At 46.4% G+C, this 22,267-nt stretch carries 31 protein-coding genes; 6 read left to right on the forward strand and 25 right to left on the reverse strand.

The window, feature by feature from the left end:
- From GOL65_RS16545 to GOL65_RS16655, 23 genes are all read right to left on the reverse strand, one after another.
- Complete coding sequence (locus GOL65_RS16545; protein WP_140918350.1) at positions 1-228, reverse strand: hypothetical protein; 228 nt, start codon at positions 226-228, stop codon at positions 1-3.
- On the reverse strand, positions 225-467 hold the full coding sequence (locus GOL65_RS16550; protein ID WP_140918349.1) for a hypothetical protein: 243 nt from the start codon (positions 465-467) through the stop codon (positions 225-227). Before GOL65_RS16550 ends, GOL65_RS16545 begins: the two co-directional genes overlap by 4 nt.
- Positions 464-1,069 (reverse strand): hypothetical protein, encoded by a 606-nt coding sequence (locus tag GOL65_RS16555; protein ID WP_140918348.1) that lies wholly within the window; start codon positions 1,067-1,069, stop codon positions 464-466. Before GOL65_RS16555 ends, GOL65_RS16550 begins: the two co-directional genes overlap by 4 nt.
- The gene (locus GOL65_RS16560; protein ID WP_140918347.1) at positions 1,062-1,304 is read right to left on the reverse strand and encodes a hypothetical protein; all 243 of its coding nucleotides are present in this window, start codon (positions 1,302-1,304) and stop codon (positions 1,062-1,064) included. Before GOL65_RS16560 ends, GOL65_RS16555 begins: the two co-directional genes overlap by 8 nt.
- Positions 1,304-1,540: a hypothetical protein gene (locus GOL65_RS16565; protein ID WP_140918346.1), complete on the reverse strand. Its 237-nt coding sequence runs from the start codon at positions 1,538-1,540 to the stop codon at positions 1,304-1,306. Before GOL65_RS16565 ends, GOL65_RS16560 begins: the two co-directional genes overlap by 1 nt.
- Positions 1,537-1,713: a hypothetical protein gene (locus GOL65_RS16570; protein WP_179038458.1), complete on the reverse strand. Its 177-nt coding sequence runs from the start codon at positions 1,711-1,713 to the stop codon at positions 1,537-1,539. Before GOL65_RS16570 ends, GOL65_RS16565 begins: the two co-directional genes overlap by 4 nt.
- The gene (locus GOL65_RS16575) at positions 1,710-2,234 is read right to left on the reverse strand and encodes an N-acetylmuramoyl-L-alanine amidase (protein WP_140918345.1); all 525 of its coding nucleotides are present in this window, start codon (positions 2,232-2,234) and stop codon (positions 1,710-1,712) included. Before GOL65_RS16575 ends, GOL65_RS16570 begins: the two co-directional genes overlap by 4 nt.
- Positions 2,235-2,313: 79 nt before the next feature.
- Entirely contained in the window at positions 2,314-2,808 is a 495-nt protein-coding gene (locus GOL65_RS16580) for a hypothetical protein (protein ID WP_140918344.1), read from the reverse strand.
- A gap of 11 nt (positions 2,809-2,819) precedes the next feature.
- Positions 2,820-3,254 (reverse strand): Mor transcription activator family protein, encoded by a 435-nt coding sequence (locus GOL65_RS16585; RefSeq protein WP_140918343.1) that lies wholly within the window; start codon positions 3,252-3,254, stop codon positions 2,820-2,822.
- Positions 3,251-3,649 carry a gp16 family protein gene (locus tag GOL65_RS16590; protein ID WP_140918342.1) on the reverse strand — a complete coding sequence of 133 codons (399 nt, stop codon included), beginning with the start codon at positions 3,647-3,649 and terminating at the stop codon, positions 3,251-3,253. The genes GOL65_RS16585 and GOL65_RS16590 overlap by 4 nt, the downstream gene beginning before the upstream one ends.
- Positions 3,646-4,329, reverse strand: a complete 684-nt coding sequence (locus tag GOL65_RS16595) for an HD family hydrolase (protein WP_322091084.1) — start codon at positions 4,327-4,329, stop codon at positions 3,646-3,648. The genes GOL65_RS16590 and GOL65_RS16595 overlap by 4 nt, the downstream gene beginning before the upstream one ends.
- Positions 4,326-4,988, reverse strand: a complete 663-nt coding sequence (locus GOL65_RS16600) for a hypothetical protein (protein WP_140918341.1) — start codon at positions 4,986-4,988, stop codon at positions 4,326-4,328. The genes GOL65_RS16595 and GOL65_RS16600 overlap by 4 nt, the downstream gene beginning before the upstream one ends.
- A gap of 2 nt (positions 4,989-4,990) precedes the next feature.
- Positions 4,991-5,371 carry a hypothetical protein gene (locus GOL65_RS16605; RefSeq protein WP_140918340.1) on the reverse strand — a complete coding sequence of 127 codons (381 nt, stop codon included), beginning with the start codon at positions 5,369-5,371 and terminating at the stop codon, positions 4,991-4,993.
- The gene (locus GOL65_RS16610; protein ID WP_140918339.1) at positions 5,364-5,783 is read right to left on the reverse strand and encodes a hypothetical protein; all 420 of its coding nucleotides are present in this window, start codon (positions 5,781-5,783) and stop codon (positions 5,364-5,366) included. Before GOL65_RS16610 ends, GOL65_RS16605 begins: the two co-directional genes overlap by 8 nt.
- Positions 5,780-5,929 carry a hypothetical protein gene (locus tag GOL65_RS16615; RefSeq protein ID WP_179038459.1) on the reverse strand — a complete coding sequence of 50 codons (150 nt, stop codon included), beginning with the start codon at positions 5,927-5,929 and terminating at the stop codon, positions 5,780-5,782. The genes GOL65_RS16610 and GOL65_RS16615 overlap by 4 nt, the downstream gene beginning before the upstream one ends.
- Positions 5,926-6,240: a hypothetical protein gene (locus GOL65_RS16620; protein WP_179038460.1), complete on the reverse strand. Its 315-nt coding sequence runs from the start codon at positions 6,238-6,240 to the stop codon at positions 5,926-5,928. Before GOL65_RS16620 ends, GOL65_RS16615 begins: the two co-directional genes overlap by 4 nt.
- 90 nt (positions 6,241-6,330) lie before the next feature.
- Positions 6,331-6,753 carry a hypothetical protein gene (locus tag GOL65_RS22300; protein ID WP_228723142.1) on the reverse strand — a complete coding sequence of 141 codons (423 nt, stop codon included), beginning with the start codon at positions 6,751-6,753 and terminating at the stop codon, positions 6,331-6,333.
- Positions 6,740-6,940, reverse strand: coding sequence for an ANR family transcriptional regulator (locus tag GOL65_RS16630; RefSeq protein ID WP_140918338.1), 201 nt, complete (start codon positions 6,938-6,940; stop codon positions 6,740-6,742). Before GOL65_RS16630 ends, GOL65_RS22300 begins: the two co-directional genes overlap by 14 nt.
- A gap of 2 nt (positions 6,941-6,942) precedes the next feature.
- Positions 6,943-7,572 (reverse strand): DUF3164 family protein, encoded by a 630-nt coding sequence (locus GOL65_RS16635; protein ID WP_407657510.1) that lies wholly within the window; start codon positions 7,570-7,572, stop codon positions 6,943-6,945.
- A 19-nt stretch (positions 7,573-7,591) separates the two neighbouring features.
- Positions 7,592-7,888, reverse strand: coding sequence for a hypothetical protein (locus tag GOL65_RS16640; protein WP_140918337.1), 297 nt, complete (start codon positions 7,886-7,888; stop codon positions 7,592-7,594).
- 9 nt (positions 7,889-7,897) lie between these two features.
- Positions 7,898-8,794 carry an AAA family ATPase gene (locus GOL65_RS16645; RefSeq protein ID WP_140918336.1) on the reverse strand — a complete coding sequence of 299 codons (897 nt, stop codon included), beginning with the start codon at positions 8,792-8,794 and terminating at the stop codon, positions 7,898-7,900.
- Between the two features lie 2 nt (positions 8,795-8,796).
- A complete protein-coding gene (locus tag GOL65_RS16650) occupies positions 8,797-10,806 on the reverse strand; it encodes a Mu transposase C-terminal domain-containing protein (protein ID WP_228723143.1) in 2,010 nt (669 codons plus the stop codon).
- A gap of 40 nt (positions 10,807-10,846) precedes the next feature.
- A complete protein-coding gene (locus tag GOL65_RS16655; protein WP_140918334.1) occupies positions 10,847-11,083 on the reverse strand; it encodes a helix-turn-helix domain-containing protein in 237 nt (78 codons plus the stop codon).
- Between the two features lie 166 nt (positions 11,084-11,249).
- Between GOL65_RS16655 and GOL65_RS16660 the strand changes: the two genes are divergently transcribed.
- Positions 11,250-11,825, forward strand: coding sequence for a hypothetical protein (locus GOL65_RS16660; protein WP_140918333.1), 576 nt, complete (start codon positions 11,250-11,252; stop codon positions 11,823-11,825).
- Positions 11,826-12,299: 474 nt separating this feature from the next.
- Here the strand turns inward: GOL65_RS16660 and GOL65_RS16665 are convergent, their stop codons facing one another.
- Complete coding sequence (locus GOL65_RS16665; RefSeq protein WP_140918332.1) at positions 12,300-14,441, reverse strand: TonB-dependent siderophore receptor; 2,142 nt, start codon at positions 14,439-14,441, stop codon at positions 12,300-12,302.
- A 266-nt stretch (positions 14,442-14,707) separates the two neighbouring features.
- Here GOL65_RS16665 and GOL65_RS16670 point away from each other — a divergent pair, with 266 nt between their 5' ends.
- Together GOL65_RS16670 and GOL65_RS16675 are read left to right on the forward strand one after the other, a co-directional pair.
- Complete coding sequence (locus tag GOL65_RS16670) at positions 14,708-15,814, forward strand: ABC transporter substrate-binding protein (protein ID WP_140918331.1); 1,107 nt, start codon at positions 14,708-14,710, stop codon at positions 15,812-15,814.
- A gap of 4 nt (positions 15,815-15,818) precedes the next feature.
- Complete coding sequence (locus GOL65_RS16675; protein WP_140918330.1) at positions 15,819-16,394, forward strand: MSMEG_1061 family FMN-dependent PPOX-type flavoprotein; 576 nt, start codon at positions 15,819-15,821, stop codon at positions 16,392-16,394.
- A gap of 349 nt (positions 16,395-16,743) precedes the next feature.
- Here GOL65_RS16675 and mutS read toward each other — a convergent pair whose 3' ends face one another.
- Positions 16,744-19,302 (reverse strand): DNA mismatch repair protein MutS, encoded by a 2,559-nt coding sequence (gene mutS, locus GOL65_RS16680; protein ID WP_140918329.1) that lies wholly within the window; start codon positions 19,300-19,302, stop codon positions 16,744-16,746.
- 260 nt (positions 19,303-19,562) lie between these two features.
- Between mutS and GOL65_RS16685 the strand changes: the two genes are divergently transcribed.
- The 3 genes from GOL65_RS16685 to GOL65_RS16695 all read left to right on the forward strand — a co-directional run bounded on the left by GOL65_RS16685 (position 19,563) and on the right by GOL65_RS16695 (position 22,116).
- A complete protein-coding gene (locus GOL65_RS16685) occupies positions 19,563-19,787 on the forward strand; it encodes an HTH domain-containing protein (RefSeq protein ID WP_140918328.1) in 225 nt (74 codons plus the stop codon).
- A gap of 221 nt (positions 19,788-20,008) precedes the next feature.
- Entirely contained in the window at positions 20,009-20,407 is a 399-nt protein-coding gene (locus GOL65_RS16690; RefSeq protein WP_140918327.1) for a DUF6896 domain-containing protein, read from the forward strand.
- Positions 20,408-20,808: 401 nt separating this feature from the next.
- The gene (locus GOL65_RS16695; protein ID WP_179038461.1) at positions 20,809-22,116 is read left to right on the forward strand and encodes an anaerobic C4-dicarboxylate transporter family protein; all 1,308 of its coding nucleotides are present in this window, start codon (positions 20,809-20,811) and stop codon (positions 22,114-22,116) included.
- Positions 22,117-22,267: the final 151 nt, after the last annotated feature.

Consider the following 22,267-nt stretch of genomic DNA (forward strand, 5'->3'; position numbering starts at 1 on the left):
TCAGAATAACCCTAGCTTGGACTGAATGACGGCAATACCGGTAGCAACCAGAGCACCCGACAAACTACCCGCAACCGCACCGGCCACAGCACCGCTTTTCGTTGCTGCTGCCTGAATATCACTCAGGTGGTCTTCAATCCGGTCTAACTGAGCGCTGATATTTTGGAGCTCACCCACCGCCACCACTGACGAACGGCCACGAGAGCGCCTGCTTTTCTTACTTCTCATTTATCGGCTTTCCTATCCAGTTTGTTATCAATGCGTTCAATACGCTGTTTAATGTCAGTAATTAGGTCTTTTAATACGGAGAAATCCCGGTCAGCTTCCAGCCGGGGCTGGTACTTATCCTTGATTTCTTTTATTTCAGATTGCAGGCTTTTGATATCGTCTTGCAGACGTTTGATCCAAATCCCGCCAAAAAAGCAGGCCAGCCCTAAAACGAGCTGAAACGCTATGTCTAAAGTCATTTATTGCGCTCCCAGCGCCCGATAGCATTCAGTTGCTCTTCAAGTTTGTTGCAGTATTCGCCGTAGTCGGCGGCGTGGGCGAGGAGGTCATCTGGTGATAACCCGGCTTCGGCACACCCGGTTTGACTGGCATCTGTATCAGTGCCGCTGGGATGAGTGGGCAGACATTGATTATCTGTGGCGTATCCGAGTGCGGCACGGTAGAGCCGCAAGCCGTTAGCACCAAGGCCAGTATAGCCATGACCATCTTTCTGAGTTGCATTGTTGATACTCCGTTGAAGTTCTTGCTTTGTGGTCTGAAGCTGTTGCTTGACCGTTTCCAGTTCCCCCGTCACCCGCTGACTTTCTGCGGTCGCCCGGCGTTGTTTTTCCACCGCTTCGGTCAGCGCCCGATTCTGAGCTTGGGCCACTGCGGTGCGCTCTTTTTCCCAGTTGGCCTGATCAGTGGTATGAGCCAGCGTGAGTTCACTGATATCAGCCTGATAGGCTTTCTCTGTGAACCACGTTCCCGCCGCCACACCGCCTGCAAATATCGCAAGGTAGACCGCCAGTGTGATAAGCAGAGTTTTGTACTTGATAACAAGGGTAATGAAATTACTCACTGGGATTGACCTCTCGGCTTCGTTTAATGGCGGCCTGCTTAGAGGCTTGGCTTTGAGCCACCCATGCACCGAGATAGCCGATATATAACCACTCAGTTAACTCGCCTTTAAAGGTGCAATAAATCAGGGTGAAAGTGGACGCAAGGAATGCAGCGACAATCAGCGTGTCTGATGTTGACAGCCGCTGACTCGACTCATTGGTAATTAACTGAAGGAGCTTTTTAGAGAGTGACATCAGGCTACCCCCAGTCGGGCTAGACGGATATCGAACTCCGTCACGCTGGCCCAACCTTTGCGATACACTGTCTGGTACGTGGCGTAGCGACTGAACAAAGGCACTTTGTCCGTCGGCTGACCAGCCACAACTAGAGCGATATGGGCTTCCCGTGCATCTTCAAAAATCCGCAGGTAACGAGGATTTTTAAGCTCAGGCATACGTTTAATGAACTGTGCTGAGGATGCCTTTATCATGATACCCCCTGACGTTTAGCTGCTTTTACGGCCTTTCGCAGGAAGTTAAGGTCATGGGCAGCGCGGATTTTTCGCCAGGTATAATCACAGGTAAGCGCAAGCAATAAGGTCGTTAGGGCAATACCACCCAACACGCAGACGGTGACGCCAAGCAACTGAAAAATGGCCGTCATTCTGCCGCCTCATAAACCCAACTTTCAAGCGGTGACATCCCTAACGCTAACCAGCCGGTGACCTCAAAGCCCGGACAAATCTTCGTCCATTCATTAGCGGTAATTTTACCGTCACCGTTCAGGTCGGGTGATAGATCACGGTGGCCGCAGATATCAGCATTGGGGTATTTGTCCCGCAAAGACGTCACCAGCGACGCTAATGAATCCCATTGTTCGGCGGTAAACTGGTCAGTACCCACCATGCAGATCCCGATAGAACCTGTGTTATACCCTTTGACGTGCGCACCAGTTTCACCCTGAGCACGCCCAGTCTCAACGACACCATTGGTATCAATGACAAAGTGGTAACCGATATGGCGCAATTCATTATTGAAGGTATTGACGAAAGGACTGGAGCGCTGAAAGCCCCGGTCTTTGTGCCAACGGTTAATCACCTGAGCGGCGGTTTCATTGCGGGCTGCGAGTCTGCGGCCGTTCTTAGAGGCGGCGCAGTGAATGACAATACGTTTGATAGAAGCCATAAAAAAACACCATCTAATTTAAGATGGTGTTAGTGTTGAATATTATGGCTCTTCGTGCGGCGTGAAAGGGTTCAGTGGGTTAAGGGTTAGACGCATCAATAATAGCAGTTTCTTCTTTTGTTGGGCTAGGCGGTATTTTTATTTCATTGACACACTCATTACGAGAATGCAGATAATCCGCCTCCGCAGCAGCAAGTTCTTTACTCTCACTTTTCCCCAATCGAGCAAGATCTTGACGTGCTGTCCACATTGAATCGACATGATAAATCAACTCGCGGCATGATGGGAATGGTGTCTCAACCAGACTATTACCAAAGAGCTGATCGGCATCCTCCCTCAAGCGCTGTATATGTCGGCTATGTGTAGCAACCTCAGGCAACCCACGAAACTGACTATAGGCTTTTGCAATATCAATACCCAAATCGACAGTGACTACAACTTCCGTTACTAACGCTATAACATCATTAACCTGAGCGTTATACTTTTTCACCATAGCTGAATTATCTACCTGAGCGGCCCAGACAGGGCCAAATCCGAATAGCGCAACTATTATAACCATGTCTTTTAACTTCATAATTTAAATCCTTAAAATAATGAATCTTGTTTAACAGGTTGAGCGCCATTGCGTTTATTCAGTAGATCCCAAGCAAAGCGGTCTGTAAAACCATAGCGCGGACAAAGCATGGACAAGGCCATCAATACTGACGTTCCAGTACTACGTAAGTCATTCAGTTCAGCAATAAACCGCCGGTTACGCGCTTCACGAAAAGCGACGGCACAACGGGGGATGAATAAATCCTCACCGCCAAAATGTCCCATCAACTTATCAGCAGCATCTTTACCTACCGCATGGATAAGCATATCAACACGGGTCTTACCAAGCGCACTGATGCCTTTGGAGAACGGAAAGGAGACTCCGCCCAGAGCTTCTACTAATTTCAGGGTCGCAGGATAACCAATAATTTCAGCAATCTCCAGTATACTCTCAGGGAGCAGCTCTTTTAAATCTTCAAAATTCATGAACCACCTCGACGTTTAGCGTCAATAATGAGCGCCTGCATCAGCTTAGTCAGCTCCGCATAAGACAGCCATTCAATCACTGACTGCTTAAACATTTTCAGACTCATGGCCTCCGCATAATCCCAGCTACGCCCAGCAGATGTCAGTAACGCCTTGATTTTGGCTAGGGTCTTTTTCTTGCCTTCAGACACATTAGGAAGACGGCCGTAACCCTTTGCGGTAGGAATAAAGCCTTGCGTTTTCATATGGCTTAATACTTTCTCAAGCTCATCGATATTGCAGGCGGTAGAACTGGCGCGGCCAGTAATCCGATAGAGCACATCACGGTAAACCTCATCCGTCCAACATAGCGACGACTTACCGATATGGATTAGCTTAATCAGCCTTTTTTTCATAGTTCCTCCCTCTGTTGGCCTGAATAGCGATAATCTTTGATTTCTGCTATTGCTGACAAAATAAGTTGGGTGAAATTATCGCTTAACATATCGCTGAAACCATCATCACCGGAGCAAGCAACATGCATCTTTAGCGCTGATAAATCAGTCCTCTCCATTGGCTCTTTGCATAGTTCACGGAACCGGGCCATAAATAGCACCTCAGCGAAATGAGAGTTATGTGGAACAATCTGGCGGGTAGATGGTTCAATCTCGTTCAATACAGGCCACGTACGATGAGGATCAATAAACATATCCCGCTTTTCTGTTGCCAGAGCAATTAAATCAGCACGTTTGACGATAGGACTAGGGAGCGGTGGTAACCCGAATTTTTCACGGATAACCCAATCAAAGCGATTTTCTATACGCTTATAGTCAGGTAACAGGTGTTTTAACGGTGATGGAATATCACAGCAATATGCTTCGGCGGCATCGTGTAATAAAGCTTCTAAGGCGAACTCTTCCGGGACAATATGACTAACAAACACGGAGTGTTGAGCAACGCTATAAAATGTATGCACATGCCCGGAATAACGGCATGTATGAGCCAGAGCCTGAGCAATATCAGAAATGATAATGCTGTCAGCTGTTGGGTTCAGGTAGTCCACTTGACGGCCTGAAACGGTGCAAAGATATGTCATAGTGCGTCTCCTGATTGAGATTTCTGCTCTATGTATTTCATGATACTTCTGGCCACATTAACGGCCCATGAACTCGCCTCGAAAGACAATGAACCATTGCCGCCACGCCATAAAAAATCAGGCGGAAAACTATTAGTATCAGTGACCCATTCATTCCATTGCTGCTGCATACACTCCAGAATTATGCCGGGTGTTAATGCTGATGAATGAGCTTGTTGCTGGCTTAGTTCCGGTGATGCTGATGCAGGTAACGAAACAAATTTATGAACGCGGTCTAAGTGCATTTCATATTCATTGTGATCTATTAGATATCGAAAAGATGATTTCGATATTTCAGTAATAGTGGCAGTGTTGTGGCCACCATTGACCCAATACACTTTACACCGTTCGCCTACCTCAGGAATCCAAGCTACTGACTGAGATAGTACCGGTGACGCGTAGAGCGGGATGTCACGACCAAAACCAAACGGTTTTTTCCACATATCCCCATTATTTTCTTTAAAGCTCAACTCTTCGGAATCAGTCCACGCGACAGGCTGACCCTCTAGTTGTCTATATGCCAGTAGCTCTCTGGCGATAAAAACGCCTTCTTCCTGGCTCTGACGAACTGAGCCATAAGCTATTTTTTCCAGTCTCTCAATGCTTAATTTATCACTCATCATCACACCTCTAAGTTTGCGTGACCGGTCACGTCGGTTAAATTCAATGAACGACAATCCCGCGTAAACCAGCACGCCGATTCACCTTTAAATGAACTGCCACAGCCTTTAGGTAAGTCTTCACCGCAGTGCTTGCATGTTCCGAGAAGGGCTTCCTGACGCTCTAATCGTTCGAGTTCGCACAGGAGCAATAAAGAAATAAAGTCATTACGGGAGTAAGGCTCCCGCCCCGGATTACGGCGAGCGCGTAACGCTTCCAGCGCTTGATACTCGCGGTCGCAAAGGATCACTTCTAAACGATGCTGACCAAACCGTTTAGCCTGACGCGCCCGCTGGAGGCGCTTACGGGCAGTTGCTTGAGTTTTGGATTTAAGATTAGACATCGGAGATAGACTCCAGCATTAACCCCTTAATTCGCTTGTACTGGCGAACGACTGAAGCGGCTGTTTTGAACGTAGGTAGATAGAATTCAAAACGACTGCGCAAGTTTGGATATTCTTTTAACGACTGGCGCTTACCGAAAATCTTTTCTATCTGCTTGATTTGACGAGTGGTATAGAGAGCCGCACTTGCTTTACGCCAAAGAGTGACCACCAAAGGATTGAATGAATCACCACTAGGATGCCCCCAGCTGTACTGAATACTATTGTCAATGAAAACAAACAGCTCCGTTTTCCCCTCGCTCACGGAACGGCGAGCGATACTGATGGTCAGGTCATTTAATTTAAACTCCACCCGGCCGAATAGGGTCTTTAGTTCAGCCTCGATCTCGTTCCATTTTTCTTTAGTAATCATTTGACTATTAACCCCGCGACTTTCTTACCCACCCAAACCCCAAAGCGGATCCAGTAAATGGCGGCGATAACACCAAGGTAACCACCAAATCCGATCCCCACACCCAGCCCAATGACCGCAAGCAGAATATCAATCACGTCTTTCATAATGCGGGCTCCTCATCCAGACGGGTATTCCAGCACTCAATCGCGGACAAGAACGCGGCCTCATGAATGCGCAGGCATTCGTCTTTATCTGCAATCGCGCCCGTCATGCCTTCAGGTGGAGTGAAGTCACCAGGGACAGAAGCACCGCAACACTCGCATTCAACACTGTAGTAAGGTGTCCATGAATTACTGACAGTTAGATCGTCGGAGGCGCAGAACGGACAGTTTTGCAGAGCAGGATCGATACCTTTTTGGTATTCGCCATGTCCTGACCAGTCCGTATTTAATGCACCAATAAATGTATATTCCATACCGATTACCTCGATTTAGGCGTAAGCCAGCCCCGGCGGGTTTACGCCAAATAAAATTTAAATAGTGTTTAAATCAGGTTTAAATAATGCTTAATCTTCGGGTATTAATTCCTCGCACTTCACAAAATAAGGTGACTGGTTAATTTCGACTATCGCGCCATCTTTACCCATCGTTGCCATAGCGACCGTTTTAACCACCTTGAACCCCATCAAAACCGGATCATGAATACGCAATAATGACCCAACTGGCCAAAGCTGATTAAACTGCTCCGCGTCGTTACCTTCGACCTTGGAAGCCACCAAGGGGAGAGTACCAAGAAAAACCAGAGCCACTTTCAGACCACGACGAAACGGCCCGACTTCCGCTTCCGTAAGGTGATGAGTTTTACCACCATCAAATTCCATCGGCTTATCGGCATGTTCGATAAGTGTTTTTACACCATCAACGGCGTTTTCGTGCCAGTCGATAATGCCTTGCAATAACTCAGCATATTTCAGATTAGTTGTCGGCATGATGTCCCCATCCATTTCGGTCAAGTGATGCGCAGGTATCACGGCGCTTAGCGGCCCATTCAATATTTTCATCGCGGTTAGCGACCATCGCGGCCCGATGCCAAAAAATCGAGGCGTCGGAATAATCGCTGGTCTTCTCACATTCCACGGCTTTTTTAGATAAAACAGAATATCCACGATTGGCCATCGTTAAGCCCCCGATACATCAAGTGGGATAGCGCTATAGTCATCGGAATCACCCAGACGCTCGTAAACGCGAATATAGGACTTACTCCCCACCACCTGAACCGCCTCGCCAATAGCGTTCATAGCTCGCTGCCAGCGCTCATCAGCAATCTCATAGCGGCGTAGGGCAAGGACGCGGCCGGTATTGATATTGCCTTCTTTATCCGTATCAAACGCCTGAGATACGATGGCGTGAATTTCAGGGCGGCTCCCTTCAATCCATTCAGTGACGCACTCATCAATCAGCGCCTTAGCTGCCTGTAAGCGCTCATCAAACGTAATACGTTCTTGAATCGCAACCTGAACCCGATACTTACCATCGTAAGTGAACAGAGAGATATTCCCTTTTTTACCGCCGACATTGGCGCCATATTCCTCGGCAGACAGTTCTTTAAACGCCTGAATATCCGCAAAGGCACCTTGTTTAAAGGTGGTTAACTGGTCGCTCACCGCACGGGCCTGCTCGACGATAGCCCTGACGAGTTGGTCACGTTCTTTGTCGATCGGCTTAATCAAGTTCTCTGGCGTTAGGATGCCGCGAGCATCTTTCCAGTAGCCTGGGAGCGTGGTGTTTTCAATGGGTTTTGTCATCATAATTACCTATCGTTGTTGATTAATGGGTGTACTCAATCCAGACCACGCGACAGCCGTGTAGCGGGTATTGAGCTTGTTTATACTTACCGTATTGCTTATGACCGAAGGCATAGTAAACGGCGATTTTATCGTTGATAAAACGGGCCAGTGCCGGGGTGTATTCCACCTGAATAGTGGGTTTGCCGGGCTGGCAAAGGTTGATATTGGAGACAAGGATCCCCTGAGCGGTGAGCGCCATCACGGCACGTTCGGCATTAAGCAAGGAGTCTGCGAACATCAAGTTATTCTTATTACTCTTCGTCGGTTGCGCTTGCATAACGACCCCTTAATTAATCAGCATCTGAGAGAACTTCCTGACGGCCGCGGCTGAAATCGGCGCATCACTGATATGGCACATACGAACGGTGCCCTGGATTAACTTGGACAGGCGGCGGGCGTTACCATGGGACAATGAATAAAACGCCTCACAGGTCTCATCATCAAGGCCATCAATCACCCCGGATGAGATAGCCCTGACATCAGCCTGCGGTAAGGACTGGCCAAGGTTCAGAGCAAAGGCAACACGACTATAAAGCTGCACGAGCTCACCACGCTTGCCCTTCAAATTCATAATGAGCCGAGGCATACCGGACAGCACTAAACCGACACCGGACAGGTCATGGATACGGCGTAGCACCTCTAACGGGCGCAGAGACAGCAACTCAGCCTCATCAATAATCAGCAGCAGGTCAGAGCCTTTCAACTTAGCGATACAGGCTTCCATGAGCTCATGCAGACTGCCCATTGTTGGCAGGTTTAACTGCTTGCATAACTCCGTCAGCAAGACTTTGGCGGTATAACCGGGGTCAACTTCAATCAGAAGGACAGAGGTTCTGTTTTCATCTGCATACCGTTTCAAAATCATGGTCTTGCCCAAACCCGCCTCACCGTACAGGACGTTGATCTCGTGGCTCTCATGTGCGATTTTTATCAATTCCAGCCCGCGCTTGGCGGTAGAAGTCATGATAAACGGCACTTTGATATTGTGTGACCGGTCACGCTCGCGACTGCGTTCAATGAACGACTGAATGTCCGCTTCCAGCGATGGCGTATCACCGTTGTATTTATTGGCTAAATACAGGCTGATGGTCGCGGTGCTTTTATTGATTGCCTGGCCAACACGAGACTGACTCAACCCTTTAAGGTTCATCAGCTCGATTAACTCATTCTTAACTAAGGACATGTTTAATTACCTCCAATGGCGTGTTTTTGTTGATTGGCGCGGAATTCATCCCGCTCCGATTCAAACAGGAATAACTCTTCTGGGTTTTCTTGCGGAACAAAGACGTCGGATAACAAGGTACTAAAATCGGGGTTCGCCTCTTCCAGAGCGGGGCGTAGTTCTGCGCGCGCTGTATCGATACGCAACTGTGCGCGCTTCTCCATACCTTCAACGCGCTTTTGTCTTTGCTGGTCAATTCTGGCCACAGGGAATGCGGCGCGCTTATTGCCGTTCCATTTCGCTTCACAGACAAAGGTTCCGTCCAACTGGCGGATAATGACCTTACTCGCATCGTGAATATCAAAACTGACGGTCACGAGCTCACCATCAACATTAATCAGCGACTCGGAGAAATAATCGTTATTAAACAGTTGCACCCAGCCTCGCTGAGCGGTGCGGGTCACCTGAGGCATGAACATATTATTCAGCTCAATGTCAGACAGATAATGCATCGCCTTACCTTCTAGCAATTCGGCGCGGTACTCGGCAGGGGTGTAGTGCTTACCGTTTTTCTTCGGTAGTTCGCTATGACGGTGCTGGGTGTTGTACCACTCGATACCGTCCTCCAGTGCATCAATCAGTTGATTCCAGCTTGGTAATTTAGCCATCGCGTTGCGCTGAGTGGCATTGAGTTCTTTACCTTGATTCTGAGCATTGACCGCTGAGTTAATCTGGCGAGAAGTGATACGGACATGATCGCGATCGGCGCTACTGCCGTGGAACGTCGCAAACTGAGCCGCTATGCGATACAGGATGGTTTTATGCGCACGTTCGATGATGCCACGCCCCTGAGGATTACCGGGAATACCGAGCTCATGGCCAATACCCAGGCGCGGAAATATCCCCGTCACATCGGCATCAAAGATTTTATTCTTCTCACCGCCACCGTTATCCGAATAATAAAACAGCGGCAGTCCGTTTCGGCTCATGCCATAACGCAGGGCATCAGCGACAGCGACAGTATTCTCCGAAAGGCTGACGCTCCAGCCCACGACGTAACGGGTTACGCCGTCCAATATCATGGTAACTTCAGGAATAAACGGCTGGCCATGAATAGGGTGAGCCACCTTCATCTTGAGCCCGTGACCATCACCAATCCAAACATCATTCACGGTGAGTTGTGACCAGTCACGCTTAACGTAAGTTTGAAGCGATCGCCACGCTGCACCGGTAACCCGACCTCTTAGTAATACGCTCTTCGGTAACTTGTCTAATGCTCGCTGAACAGCATCAATCAACGGTACCGCACCCAGCATGGCGGGCTGGTCTGCGTACACCTCAGCCCATTGTTTACAGAACTTGCGATAACATTCAGCAACCGACTCTCCCTTAGGTTGGCGATAGATGACCAGGAACATTGGTAACCAGGCAATATCCTGCGCTTTTTTGGCTTTATGATGACCGGGTGATAACAACATCAGACGTTCGGCACTGTCTTCAGCGCGGAGATAATCGACAACCCATTGATTTAATGAGCGCTCGCCGATGGTACGAAACGCACCCTTACGGGCGTTAGCCTTCTCGACATGCTGCAATAAATGCGCCGGTAAAATACCTTCCTGCGCCTGAGAGACAATCAGGCGGATAGCACGAATACGTCTGAGGCCAGCCTGACACTCGAGGCGAAGCACCTCCATAACCAGTGCCATACGGGAATCAGCAATCCCTTTTTGCTTCTCGGTCAGTTCACCCAGTTTACTTTCCAGCAACGCCGGACACTGGCGTAGCAAATCCAGTTGCACTGAAGGCTGAGCCTTGTTGGTATTGAGGGGTTTGGGTTCAACGTCTTGTTGTGACGAGTCATGCAAGATCGCACTGAAGTGATTCTCGCGAACGGTGAGCTGGGTTTCAGACGGAAGGCAGTCGATGTGATACTCAAATGCTTTTGAACCTTCCCGGCGGCGTTGCATATTTGGTGAATTAAGTACCACTTTTTTCAGTGATGACCTAACCCCTTGAACAGTGCCAGGCATTCCAGTCAAGCCTACAAGCTCATTAGCAGACAGATACATATCACATCACCCTCACTAAATACCTGCTAGGCCAGATTTCTTCAGGTGCAACACCAATGGCATTAGCAATGATTTGCTCATATTTAGGGCACTTCCGGTAAAGTGCATTTTTAACGGAATCCTGGCTTAAACCGGCAGCAAGAGATAATGCCCGCAGACTGGTTCCTCTAACATGAACCTCCGCAACAATGCGGCGCGGGTGCCAATCATTAGTTTTCACTTCATTTCTGATCATCATTCATTTATCCTGAAAAGTTATCCGCGCGGATAATCCCGCCGTGTTACCTCTACGGATAAGTATTGTTCTTAGAAAAGAAAATTTCAAGCTTTCTTTTCTATAAAAAGAACAATTTTGTTTTTAATGTAGATAATTATTATTAATCAATTAGTTATGAGAAAAGAAAATGAAAGGAAAAAATGCAGTCGGAGTTTCTTTTCCTGGTGATGGAAAAGAAACTATTCAGGAACGATTGAAGGGGTTAATGAAAGGGAGAAGCTTAAGACAAGTCTCATTTGATTGGGGGTTACCATATTCAACAATTAATAATTACTTCGCTAAGGGTACTATGCCTGGCGTTGATGTGCTTGTAGCTGTTTCAAATATAGAACAGGTGTCTTTAGAGTGGTTAATTTTAGGAACGTGTCAGGCGCAAGAGACAGAGGATCAGAGCAATACTCATGAGCAGGCAATCGTTTCACCTATTGATGAAGAGTCAGACTATATAGTTAAAATTATTAGCATGTTAGATCAAGAATCACGTAAAAAATTATTGAAAGTATTGTTGATGAAAGGTGCCGAAGCAGTGCTGCTTTTAACTAATGAAACAAACCTTAAGTTAATGCAACTTCCCGAACGAGAGAAGATGGCCATGATGAAGCTTTGTGATAATACAAACCCAGAAGTAGCAAAAATTTTACAGCAACTGGCTGACTTGGGGGGCGAGCAATCAAACGATCCGGTAACGAAGAAGGCCGTTTAATTCCATTAAATTAAAGTGATTGTAAAACCGATTTCAAGAAGATTTAAAAACTGTTTAAAAGTTATCAATCCCTGCTCATAGTTATGCAGAAATAAACACAAGAATACTCAGTTTTGCTCATTTTTTTTCGACCTATGCAAAATACATAAATCCCCCGCCACGCCAATCATAGCAAGGCTCTGAGCCTAATTTTTTCACGCCCTGAATAATGCAGAAATGATCACTCCCCCACACGGGTGTTTTTTTATCTGAATCAGTTAGACCGATCGCTATTGATTCCCTTCAGACAAATTATCGCCATGGATAGGGTGACTTATATGTTGAATCGCGTTCGTCTCTTCTGTTTTTCAATGGGATTATTGATTCGGGAGTTAAATGCCAGAAAGTGGATCCCTTTGATTGCTGATACAACTGAATAAAAAAATGGCCCTGATTCAAAACCGGGGCCATTTTTGCATTTATCAATGCCAGTAATTACCAGTGGTAGTTAACTTTAGCAGTAACGTTACGGCCTTCACCGTAGTAACACCAGTAGTTACAGCCACTCACGTAATTAGTATCTGTCAGGTTGCTGGCGTTAACCTGTACCTGCCATTCTTTATTGATGTCATAGCGAACCATGGCATCCCACAGTGTATAAGCCGGAACTTTCAGATCTTTATCGTTGGTTTTATCGCCGTAGGTACTGCCAATATAGCGAACACCTGAACCAATAGTTAATCCTTCAAGCTTTCCATTAAAGGAATAGTTTGCCCACAGTGAAGCCATGTGCAGTGGTGTTAACGGCAGGCGGTTACCAATTTCATCACTATCGCCGGAACGAATGGTTTCTACGCGGTTTAGCGTATAGTTGGCGTGAAGTTGAAGGGAGTCGGTGACATAGCCTACAGCTTCAAGTTCCAGTCCGCGAGAACGCGCCATTCCTGTTTGAACCTGAGCATAGTTAATAGTAGGGTCGTTCGAAGTAGTCAAAATGTTCTTTTGATACATTTCAAACGCGGCAGCATTAAAGTAACCATTGAAGCCTGCAGGTACATATTTCACACCGATTTCGGTTTGTTGTCCTGTTTGTGGTTCATAAGGTTTATTTCTGCCATCACGACCGGACAGTGGCTGGAAGGACTCAGAATAACTGATGTACGGGTTCAGGCCATTGTCAGACAGATACATTAAACCGGCACTTTTCGTGTACTTATGGTCATCCATATCGATACGGCTGTCAGCAGTGTTACTGTTTGCACCAGCATTTGAAATGATATCGCTGGAACGTGCTTTATCATAACGACCGCCGAGCAGTAATAACCATTTGTCATCAAACTTCAGCTGGTTTTGAACATATAAACCAGTCTGGAAACGCTTAGTGTGGTGACCAAATAGCTCGTCGTCGCTGGCAGGTGTGTAGTTACCGTAGACTGGGTTAAATACATCCAGTGGGCTGCCGAAACTGTAGATATTACCATCGGTACCACGTGAATTAATGGTCGAGTAATCGGTACCCAACAGCAAGGTGTTTTCAAAACGATCTGATGTCCAGTTACCCACTAAGCGGTTGTCGATAGCATAGTTTTGAGCGCTACCGTCGCGATAGGTCAGGCCACGTTGAACGTTGCGGTCATCCAGCATATATGAGCCGTAAACGTTACGTAATAGCAGGTTAAGGTAGCTGTAAGAACCGTTTTGCTTAAATGTCCAGGTATCGTTGAACATATGGCTCAGCTCATAGCTGATGTTGAACTGCTCTGAATTACCTTTGCTGTAGCCCGGCTCGCCAAAGCTAGTGTCTTTATCCACCTTACCAAACGGCGTGCTGTGCAGCGTACCGTATGGTAGCTTAAAGCCGCTTGTTGGGTTGGTGTTATCTTTCATGTAGCTGGTAAGCAAAGTCAGGCTGGTTTTGTCGTTGAAATCAATCGACATGCTTGGAGCGAAGTAGTAACGCTCGCTGGATGCGCCATCTACCGGACCGTTATCTTTTTTGGCAAAGCCGACGAAGCGATAAAGTACATTACCTTCATCATTGACCGGGCCTGAAGTATCGATGCCAAAGTGGCGATAATCGTCTGAGCCATAGGCAACATCAATTTCACCCTGCTTTAAACGGGTTGGGTGTTTGGTGATGATATTTACCAGACCTCCCGGTGGGTTTTGACCATACAGCATAGACGCAGGGCCTTTAAGGGCATCGATGCGCTCTATACCGTACGTTTCCTGATGCCAGGAGTAGAATCCCGCTTCATTATAAATACTGGCCAGACCGTTTTGATAAGGCGCCCATTCGAAACCCCGAATGATCAACCAGTCAGTACGGTTATCCGCGCCATACTGGCCAGTCTGGATACCTGCGCTGTAGCGTAGCGCTTCATCAATTTTTTTGGCGCTACGGTCTTTAATATCTTGTTCTGTGACTTCAGATACCGATCTTGGCGTTTCTGCCGCAGGGGTATCCATTTTCATTGCTGTATTGCTACCGGTAACGATGAGTGTTTCGTCGCCATTAGCATCTTTATTATTCGTGGTTTCTTCGGCCATAGCAGGAGAAACGGCAGCAAAACTGAGTAAAATAGCATAAGCCAATGGCTTGTAAGCCGGGCTATTCGGTGCAACCGGGTTGTTCATAGATGGGGCATCCTGATGAATTTTTCTAAAATGAGAATACTTATCATACGTATTCTCTTTTCTTTTGTATGTTTATGTCAATTGAAACTATAGAAAGCATGATGAATAGTTCTTATCCCGTGATATAGCGCGTACTAACTCAATATATTGCGAATAGTTATCATTATTTCTGAGCTATAGTTATCAGCGGTGGTATGATCTGCCGGTTTCAGATGGGTTAGGCTATCAACCGTTTTCACTTTTGATATAAAAGGTTTTAGAATTCGATGAGCAAAAGCTTGTTAAAGCTGGTGTTAGTACTGATTTTCAGTATTTCAACGGTCAGCGCAGCGGAGTGGCCAAAAACGGTCACCGACGTTTTAGGTAATCAGGTGGTTATCAAGCAAAAACCACAACGCGTGGTTTTGGCATCAGGCTATAGTTTTGTTGCTTTATCATTTGCCCATGAAGATCCAACGTCATTTTTGGTTGGCTGGGGAAGTGAATTAAAGAAATTTGATATTGCCACTTATGAACTTTATCAGAAAACTTTTCCTAAACTCTCCTCGCTAAAGACGATTGGTAGCGGCAGTGGTGATGAGCTGTCTTTAGAAACCATTTTGTCTTTATCTCCGGATTTAGTGATTTTTGAGGCGTGGCAGGCTCCGCGTTCGCAATCTCTGATCGCATTGCTGAACAAGAGCAAAATTCCTGTGGTGTTTATTGATTATTATCAGTCACCATTAAAGAATACCGTTCCTTCTATGCGTATACTGGGGCAGGTGTTAGATCGTGAGGCAAAAGCTGAGGAACTAATAACCTTCTATCAAAACCATATGGAGCGATTAACCTCGCGTCTTAATAGCCCTAAATTACAACATCCACGCGTATTGCTTCATGCCTATCCTGGTATGTGGGAATGTTGCTGGAGCAGTGGTTCTGGTGGACTTGGTGAGTATATTTCACTGTTTAAAGGCGAGAACGTTGGTGCCGACAAATTCCCAACGGCTAATGGTGGGTTACTGAGCCTTGAGTACTTAATTCAGAAAAATCCTCAGGTATATATTGCAACCGGTCATTCTGCCGTCGATCCTCAAAAAGCCCTGCCATTAGGTACCAGTGTTGATATGGCATTGAGTCAGCGTCAGTTAAAAGCGCTGGTGGAGCAAAAAGGGGTGAATACCTTTGATGCAGTTAAAAACGGTCGGGTGTATGGCTTCTGGAACTATTTTTCCGGTTCGCCATTTAATATTGTTGGCGCTGAAGTGATGGCGAAATGGATTCAGCCTGAACTGTATCAGGATATCGACCCGCAACAGACTATGGACGAAATAAATCAACGGTTTCTTCCCGTGAAGCTGACCGGGACTTACTGGCTTACTTTGCAGAGATAGTATTATGTATATAAAACCTGACCACGTGGTCTCTTCTTCGCAACAGCTGCGTGAACACTATGAGATGCCTCATGAGATAGTGGTGAAAAAGCAGATTGATCTTCTGGCACCTTATGGTCAGAAGTTGATCTCCATGTCACCGTTTTTTGTACTGGCGACAGTGGGTAAGAACGGTGTAGATGCCTCTCCTAAAGGTGGGTATCCTGGCTTTGTCAAAACGGTAGGGGAGAAGACGTTGTTAATCCCTGACTATGCTGGTAATAACCGTTTAGATGGCCTGCAGAATATTATTGAGAATCCTCAGGTTGGCCTAACCTTTTTAGTGCCGGGTTATAACGAAACCTTCCGGGTTAATGGTAAAGCAACTATCTCTATCGATCCTTCACTGTGTGAGTTTTTCACTGATACCGGTAAAAAAGTAAAGTGTGTGATTGTGGTTGATATTGAAGAGGCATTTATTCACTGCGGTCAGGCGATTAGCCTGGCTAAATTGTGGGATAGCGAAAGCCAGACTAATAAGGATAAAGCGCCGACGCTTGATGAGATTATACAGTTTCACACCGGGCGTGAGACGGCGTAATTAATAGCGGTATTTGTTGCGGTAAAACGCCAGGCAGTGAAAATATTGCCTGACTTCAGATATCAGGCAAACTAAATGAATTGGAATCGATGGATATTCCGGTCGTCAAATCTTAAGTGCTTATATTGGCTTTGTGCTCGACCGGAAGACCGTCTGTACTCAACTTTGGAGTGTGTCGGGCCTAGCCGGGCTACGGGCACTTCGTTGGCTTACGCCAAGTCGACCCCCACGCCCGTCTCTCCCTCCAATAGACTGTTTAAGATATAAAACAGGGCTATAGAATTTCGTCTTCAATCTGAAGTCAGACAATGAAAACATTGCCCGACTTTTTACGTTCAGAAAGAAACAATCAGACCAGATCTTTTAGCCGATAGATCCACTCAAGTGCTTGTTTAGGCGATAGGGTATCCGGATCCAGATTTTCTAATGCCTCTACTGCTGGTGACGTTTCCTCAACGGCGATCAGCGCCATTTGTGAACCTTCTGCCGTGCTGTTCGCTGCATTAATTGATAGCGACTCCAGCTCTTTTAGTTTCTGTCTGGCACGCTTAATCACGTCTTTTGGAACACCGGCCAGTGCGGCAACCGCCAAACCATAGCTTTTACTGGCGGCACCTGGTTGTACGCTATGCATAAAGGCGATAGTGTCACCATGCTCAACCGCATCCAGATGAACGTTCTCCACACCTTCCATACGTTCCGGCAGGGTAGTCAGTTCAAAATAGTGAGTGGCAAACAGCGTCATGGCTTTAATCTTATTCGCCAGATTTTCAGCACAGCTCCACGCCAGAGAAAGGCCATCATAGGTGGAAGTGCCACGACCTATTTCATCCATCAGAATCAGGCTTTGTTCGGTTGCGTTATGCAGAATATTGGCGGTTTCCGTCATTTCAACCATAAAGGTTGAGCGACCGGATGCCAGATCGTCAGCAGCACCAATACGGGTGAATATGCGATCGACCGGGCCAATGATGGCACTCTTTGCGGGAACAAAACTGCCGATATGGGCCATTAATACAATCAGTGCAGCCTGACGCATATAAGTGCTTTTACCCCCCATATTGGGGCCGGTAACAATCAGCATTCTGCGCTGTGGTGATAATTGTAGAGGGTTCGCAATAAAGGGTTCGTTCAGCACCTGCTCAACCACCGGATGGCGACCACCAGTAATAGAAATGCCTGGTTTATCGGTTAATTGTGGGCAAGTGTAGTTAAGGCTATAGGCGCGTTCAGATAAATTACAGAGTACATCCAGCTCGGCCAGTGCAGAAGCACTCTGTTGCAGCGCTTCAAGGTGCGGCAACAGCAGGTCGAACAGTTCATCATACAGACTTTTCTCTAATGCCAGCGATTTGCCTTTAGAGGTCAGAACTTTGTCTTCGTATTCTTTAAGTTCCGGGATGATATAGCGTTCTGCATTTTTTAGCGTTTGGCGACGAACGTAATTAATCGGTACTAAATGACTTTGTCCACGGCTAACCTGAATGTAATAGCCATGAACCGCATTAAAGCCCACTTTTAATGTATCCAGCCCCAGTTTTTCCCGTTCGCGGATCTCCAGTCGATCGAGGTAGTCAGTGGCACCATCGGCTAACGCTCGCCATTCATCCAGTTCGGCGTGGTAACCGGGGGCGATCACGCCACCGTCACGGATTAATACCGGCGGTGATTCGATAATGGCGCGTTCCAGTAATGCCTGTAATTCATCAAATTGACCAATTTGCTTTTTGAGCGTTTGAATATAACCGGAGTCCAGCGGTGCCAGAACATGGTGAATGTCCGGCAACTGTTGAAAAGCATAACGCATACGTGCCAAATCGCGCGGACGAGCAGTGCGCAGAGCCAGACGGGCTAAAATACGCTCCAAATCGCCGATATTACGCAAATATGGCTGAATATTACCGTAGTAGTCTTGTAACTCATTGATAGCCGACTGACGGTTACGCAGTAGTTCAATGTTGCGCGTTGGAGCATGGATCCAGCGTTTGAGCATCCGGCTACCCATTGGGGTTACCGCATGATCAAGAATGGCCGCCAGCGTATTTTCCGTGCCCCCTGACAGGTTGATTGTCAGTTCCAGATTGCGGCGCGTAGCAGCATCCAGAATGATGCCATCCTGTTGGCGTTCCAGCGTAATGCCGCGAATATGAGGAAGAGAGGTGCGTTGGGTATCTTTTACATATTGCAGCAGGCAACCTGCAGCACGCAGCGCACGTATGGATTTCTCTACGCCAAAGCCATTTAAGTCTTTAGTGCCAAACTGTAGATTAAGCTGCTGGCGGGCAGTATCTATTTCAAATTCCCACAAAGGACGACGGCGTAAACCGTGGCGCTGGTCGATAAGCTCCATAGAGGCAAAATCTTCCGGATAGAGTAATTCAGCAGGATTAGTTCGCTGAATTTCTGCTGCCATAGTCTCTTTATCCACGGGTTCGGAAACCTGAAAACGGCCTGAGCTGATATCCAGAGTGGCGTAGCCAAACTGTGCGCCTTCCTGCCAGATGGCAGCTAACAGGTTATCCTGGCGTTCCTGTAACAGGGCTTCATCACTCACGGTGCCTGGAGTAACAATGCGTACCACTTTACGTTCTACCGGCCCTTTACTGGTGGCCGGATCGCCGATCTGTTCGCAGATAGCCACCGACTCACCCATTTGCACCAGCTTTGCCAGATAGTTCTCTACCGCATGATGAGGCACACCAGCCATAGGAATCGGTTCTCCGGCAGACGCTCCCCGTTTGGTCAGGGAAATATCTAACAGCTGAGAGGCACGTTTGGCATCATCATAAAATAGTTCGTAGAAGTCACCCATCCGATAGAACAGTAAAATCTGAGGATGCTGCGCCTTAAGCTTTAGGTACTGCTGCATCATGGGGGTGTGGGAATCTAAATTTGCACTATTACTCATATGATTGGTCTGTTTAATATATTGAATTTAATATCGATTATGGTTTCACTAAAAATCATTCAATCCCATAAAATGCAGGCGAGAATACAGGACTACGAGTTTCTGGTGGGCGACCGACGTCAAAAATTTTCTAACGCTATACTAGCCCAGTTATGGGTAAACGCATACAGCTAATAATTGGAAGCTTCCCGCAAAATTCACTTGTAATAGCAATGACTAAGGTTCAGGTTATTTAAAAAATAGGAGAATTGTCGGGAGAAGTGACGGTAGAAATGTCGGGGAAAAATGAGCCGATTGCTCTACATAAAGTCGCTCGCCAGATCTTTTACGTATTAAAACAAAACCCAACGATGACGATACCCATGATCGCAGAAAAGCTGCAAGTCAGCACCAGAACAGTTGAACGTCATATTAAGACTTTGCAACAGCTGAAACTGCTTGAACGGGTAGGTTCGACAAAGGTGGGGTATTGGAAGGTGGTTTAGATATAATGCAATCTTATTAAAATAAGCAATAAAGGTGCGGCATAATGGAGCACACGTACTTCTCCCCTTTATACAATTACATCATCAGTACTTTGAGGCCAGAGAAAAACGGGTCAATGCCGTTGATAAATCGGAGTTTACATACCAAATACAACATGAAAATTTTGGCTCTAATCTATCCGGGAATATTGGTGAGTATGTAAACCATGGAGCGAGAGGTTATGGATGATGAACTGCTGCGGATTATCAAGCTGTTTCAACAGTCTGTAAAACAATTGTTTGAGCAGGTCGCCGATTATTATGGCATTACACTGCCAGTGACTAACACAGATTGGCTGGCGATCGATATGCCTGTTCCCGCAATACTTCCCAATGGCATTCGATGTTTTAAGCATGGTTTTGGCATTGCAATGCATCTGGATGGCAGCGTGACCAATTTTGATTTAGGAGATAACGGTGAAATAGATGGTTTCACCGCCAGCTGGTTAGCCGGTTTTATTGATAGTCATCGAATTGATACTGATTTGACGGATATGAAGATGATTCAGTCGCTCATTGATCAAGGGGTTGATAGTGGCAAAATCCGCTTTTCTGGCTATATCAATTACTACCTGAATTAGCACAATGAAAAGAAAACGCCTGAAAGTGGTTGCTGGTAACGTGCTGGACTATTTTATCAGCGAAATAATGATATTTCCGGTTACTGGGTCATGGGGGTTCTTACATCTCCACTTGATACAGACCATCATCCAGCCATTGAATATGGCACCCTCAACATATGCCGCTTCGCTTATACAAAACAGACTGTCATGACTCGTTTACCAATGTAAAACCGTAAAGAACGTTGACGTTTTCAGATGACAGTAATTATTCACAAATTGTGTTTATTGCTATCACGAATGGCTAATTTTATTCACGATTTATGACTGTTAACATTGATTCACAATAACGCTATTCCGTGTTTGCTGTAGCCAGGCGCTTGATTTCGAAAACATTCATTTACGGATAAGAGGTGTGGATCATGGTGTATCTTCATGTTGTATTGTTAATAGGGATTATTATATTAGCTGCGAGGCTTGGCGGAATCGGCGTTGGGCTTGCCGGTGGGCTGGGTATGGCGATAGCGGTATTCTTATTTGGTATAAAACCCGGTGAAATGCCGATTGACGTCATTTTGATTATTCTTTCCGTTATTCTTGCTTTATCGGCGATGCAAAACGCCGGTGGACTAAGGTTTATGGTTCAGGTGGCAGAAAAATTATTACGTGATCACCCTCGCTATATTAACTTTCTTGCGCCATTAACGACTTTCGTTCTGACGGTACTATCCGGTACTGCGTATATCACGCTATCTGTCTTGAAAGTAATTCAGGAAGTCGCTAAATCCATTGGTGTACGGCCAAGTCAGCCGTTAACTGCGGCGGTAGTTTCCTGTCAGATTGCCATCACGGCATCACCGATTTCAGCCGCGACAGCGGCAATGTATGTTGTTGAAAAAATGGGTGTTCCTTACGGCGATGTGCTTTTGGTTATTGTTCCGACCGGATTTGTCGCTATTTGCGTTGCGGCGTTTGTTGCCAGTCGTCAGGGGGGTGAATTACTTAACGATCCAATATTCATCGATAGAAAAGAAAAAGGATTAATTGAAGTCGGCATTCAGGATTCAAAGGAACTCCCTGACAGCCATTTGGCGAAACGCGCTGTTTATTTGTTTCTCGCCTCAGTGGTATTTATCGTTACCATGCTGATTTTCAAGCCAATAATTGGTCATAAAATAGGTTCACGCGACATTATTATTATTACCATGTTTGTCACCACATTATTGATTGTTGTGACCTGCAATGTGAGTTTGAGAAGCATTAAAAAAGCCAGCCTGTTTTCCGATGGCACAGAGTCGCTGGTGGTTATCCTTGGTATCGCTTGGCTGAGTGGTTCAATTATCGGTGCCTATATTCCTGAGATAAAAGAACAGACCGGTGAAATTCTGAGGCAATATCCTGCGCTATTGGCGCTGGTGTTTTTTATTACCAGTGCGGCGTTGTTCAGCCACGGCGCAGCGGCAGCTTTGCTGATACCAATTGCTGCTTCGTTAGGCATTGAAGCTTCGACTATTGTCGGTGCTTTTGTCGCGATGAGCGCGATGTATATTACGAATATTTATCCAACGGCAGCTTATGCGATTGCTGCCGATGATACGGGTTCTTATATGAGTAAACGTTGGAACGGTTCCTATTTGGTTAACCATCCTTTTATTTTACCGGGGTTGTGTGGGGTAGGCGCTGCGTTACCCGTCGGTTTTTTTCTGGCTAACACGTTTATTGGTGGTTAGAACCAGAGAAATTGATATTCGGAAAGAGTATGCAAAATAAAGGCGTTTAAAACAAATCCCGATTGGGTAAAACCGATTGGGATTTGTTCTATCAGCAATTAAAATTGTTGGCGCAAGCAGGTTCGACAAAGACGAAGGTAACACCACAAGC

The organism is Limnobaculum xujianqingii, from assembly GCF_013394855.1.
Lineage (GTDB): Bacteria > Pseudomonadota > Gammaproteobacteria > Enterobacterales > Enterobacteriaceae > Limnobaculum > Limnobaculum xujianqingii.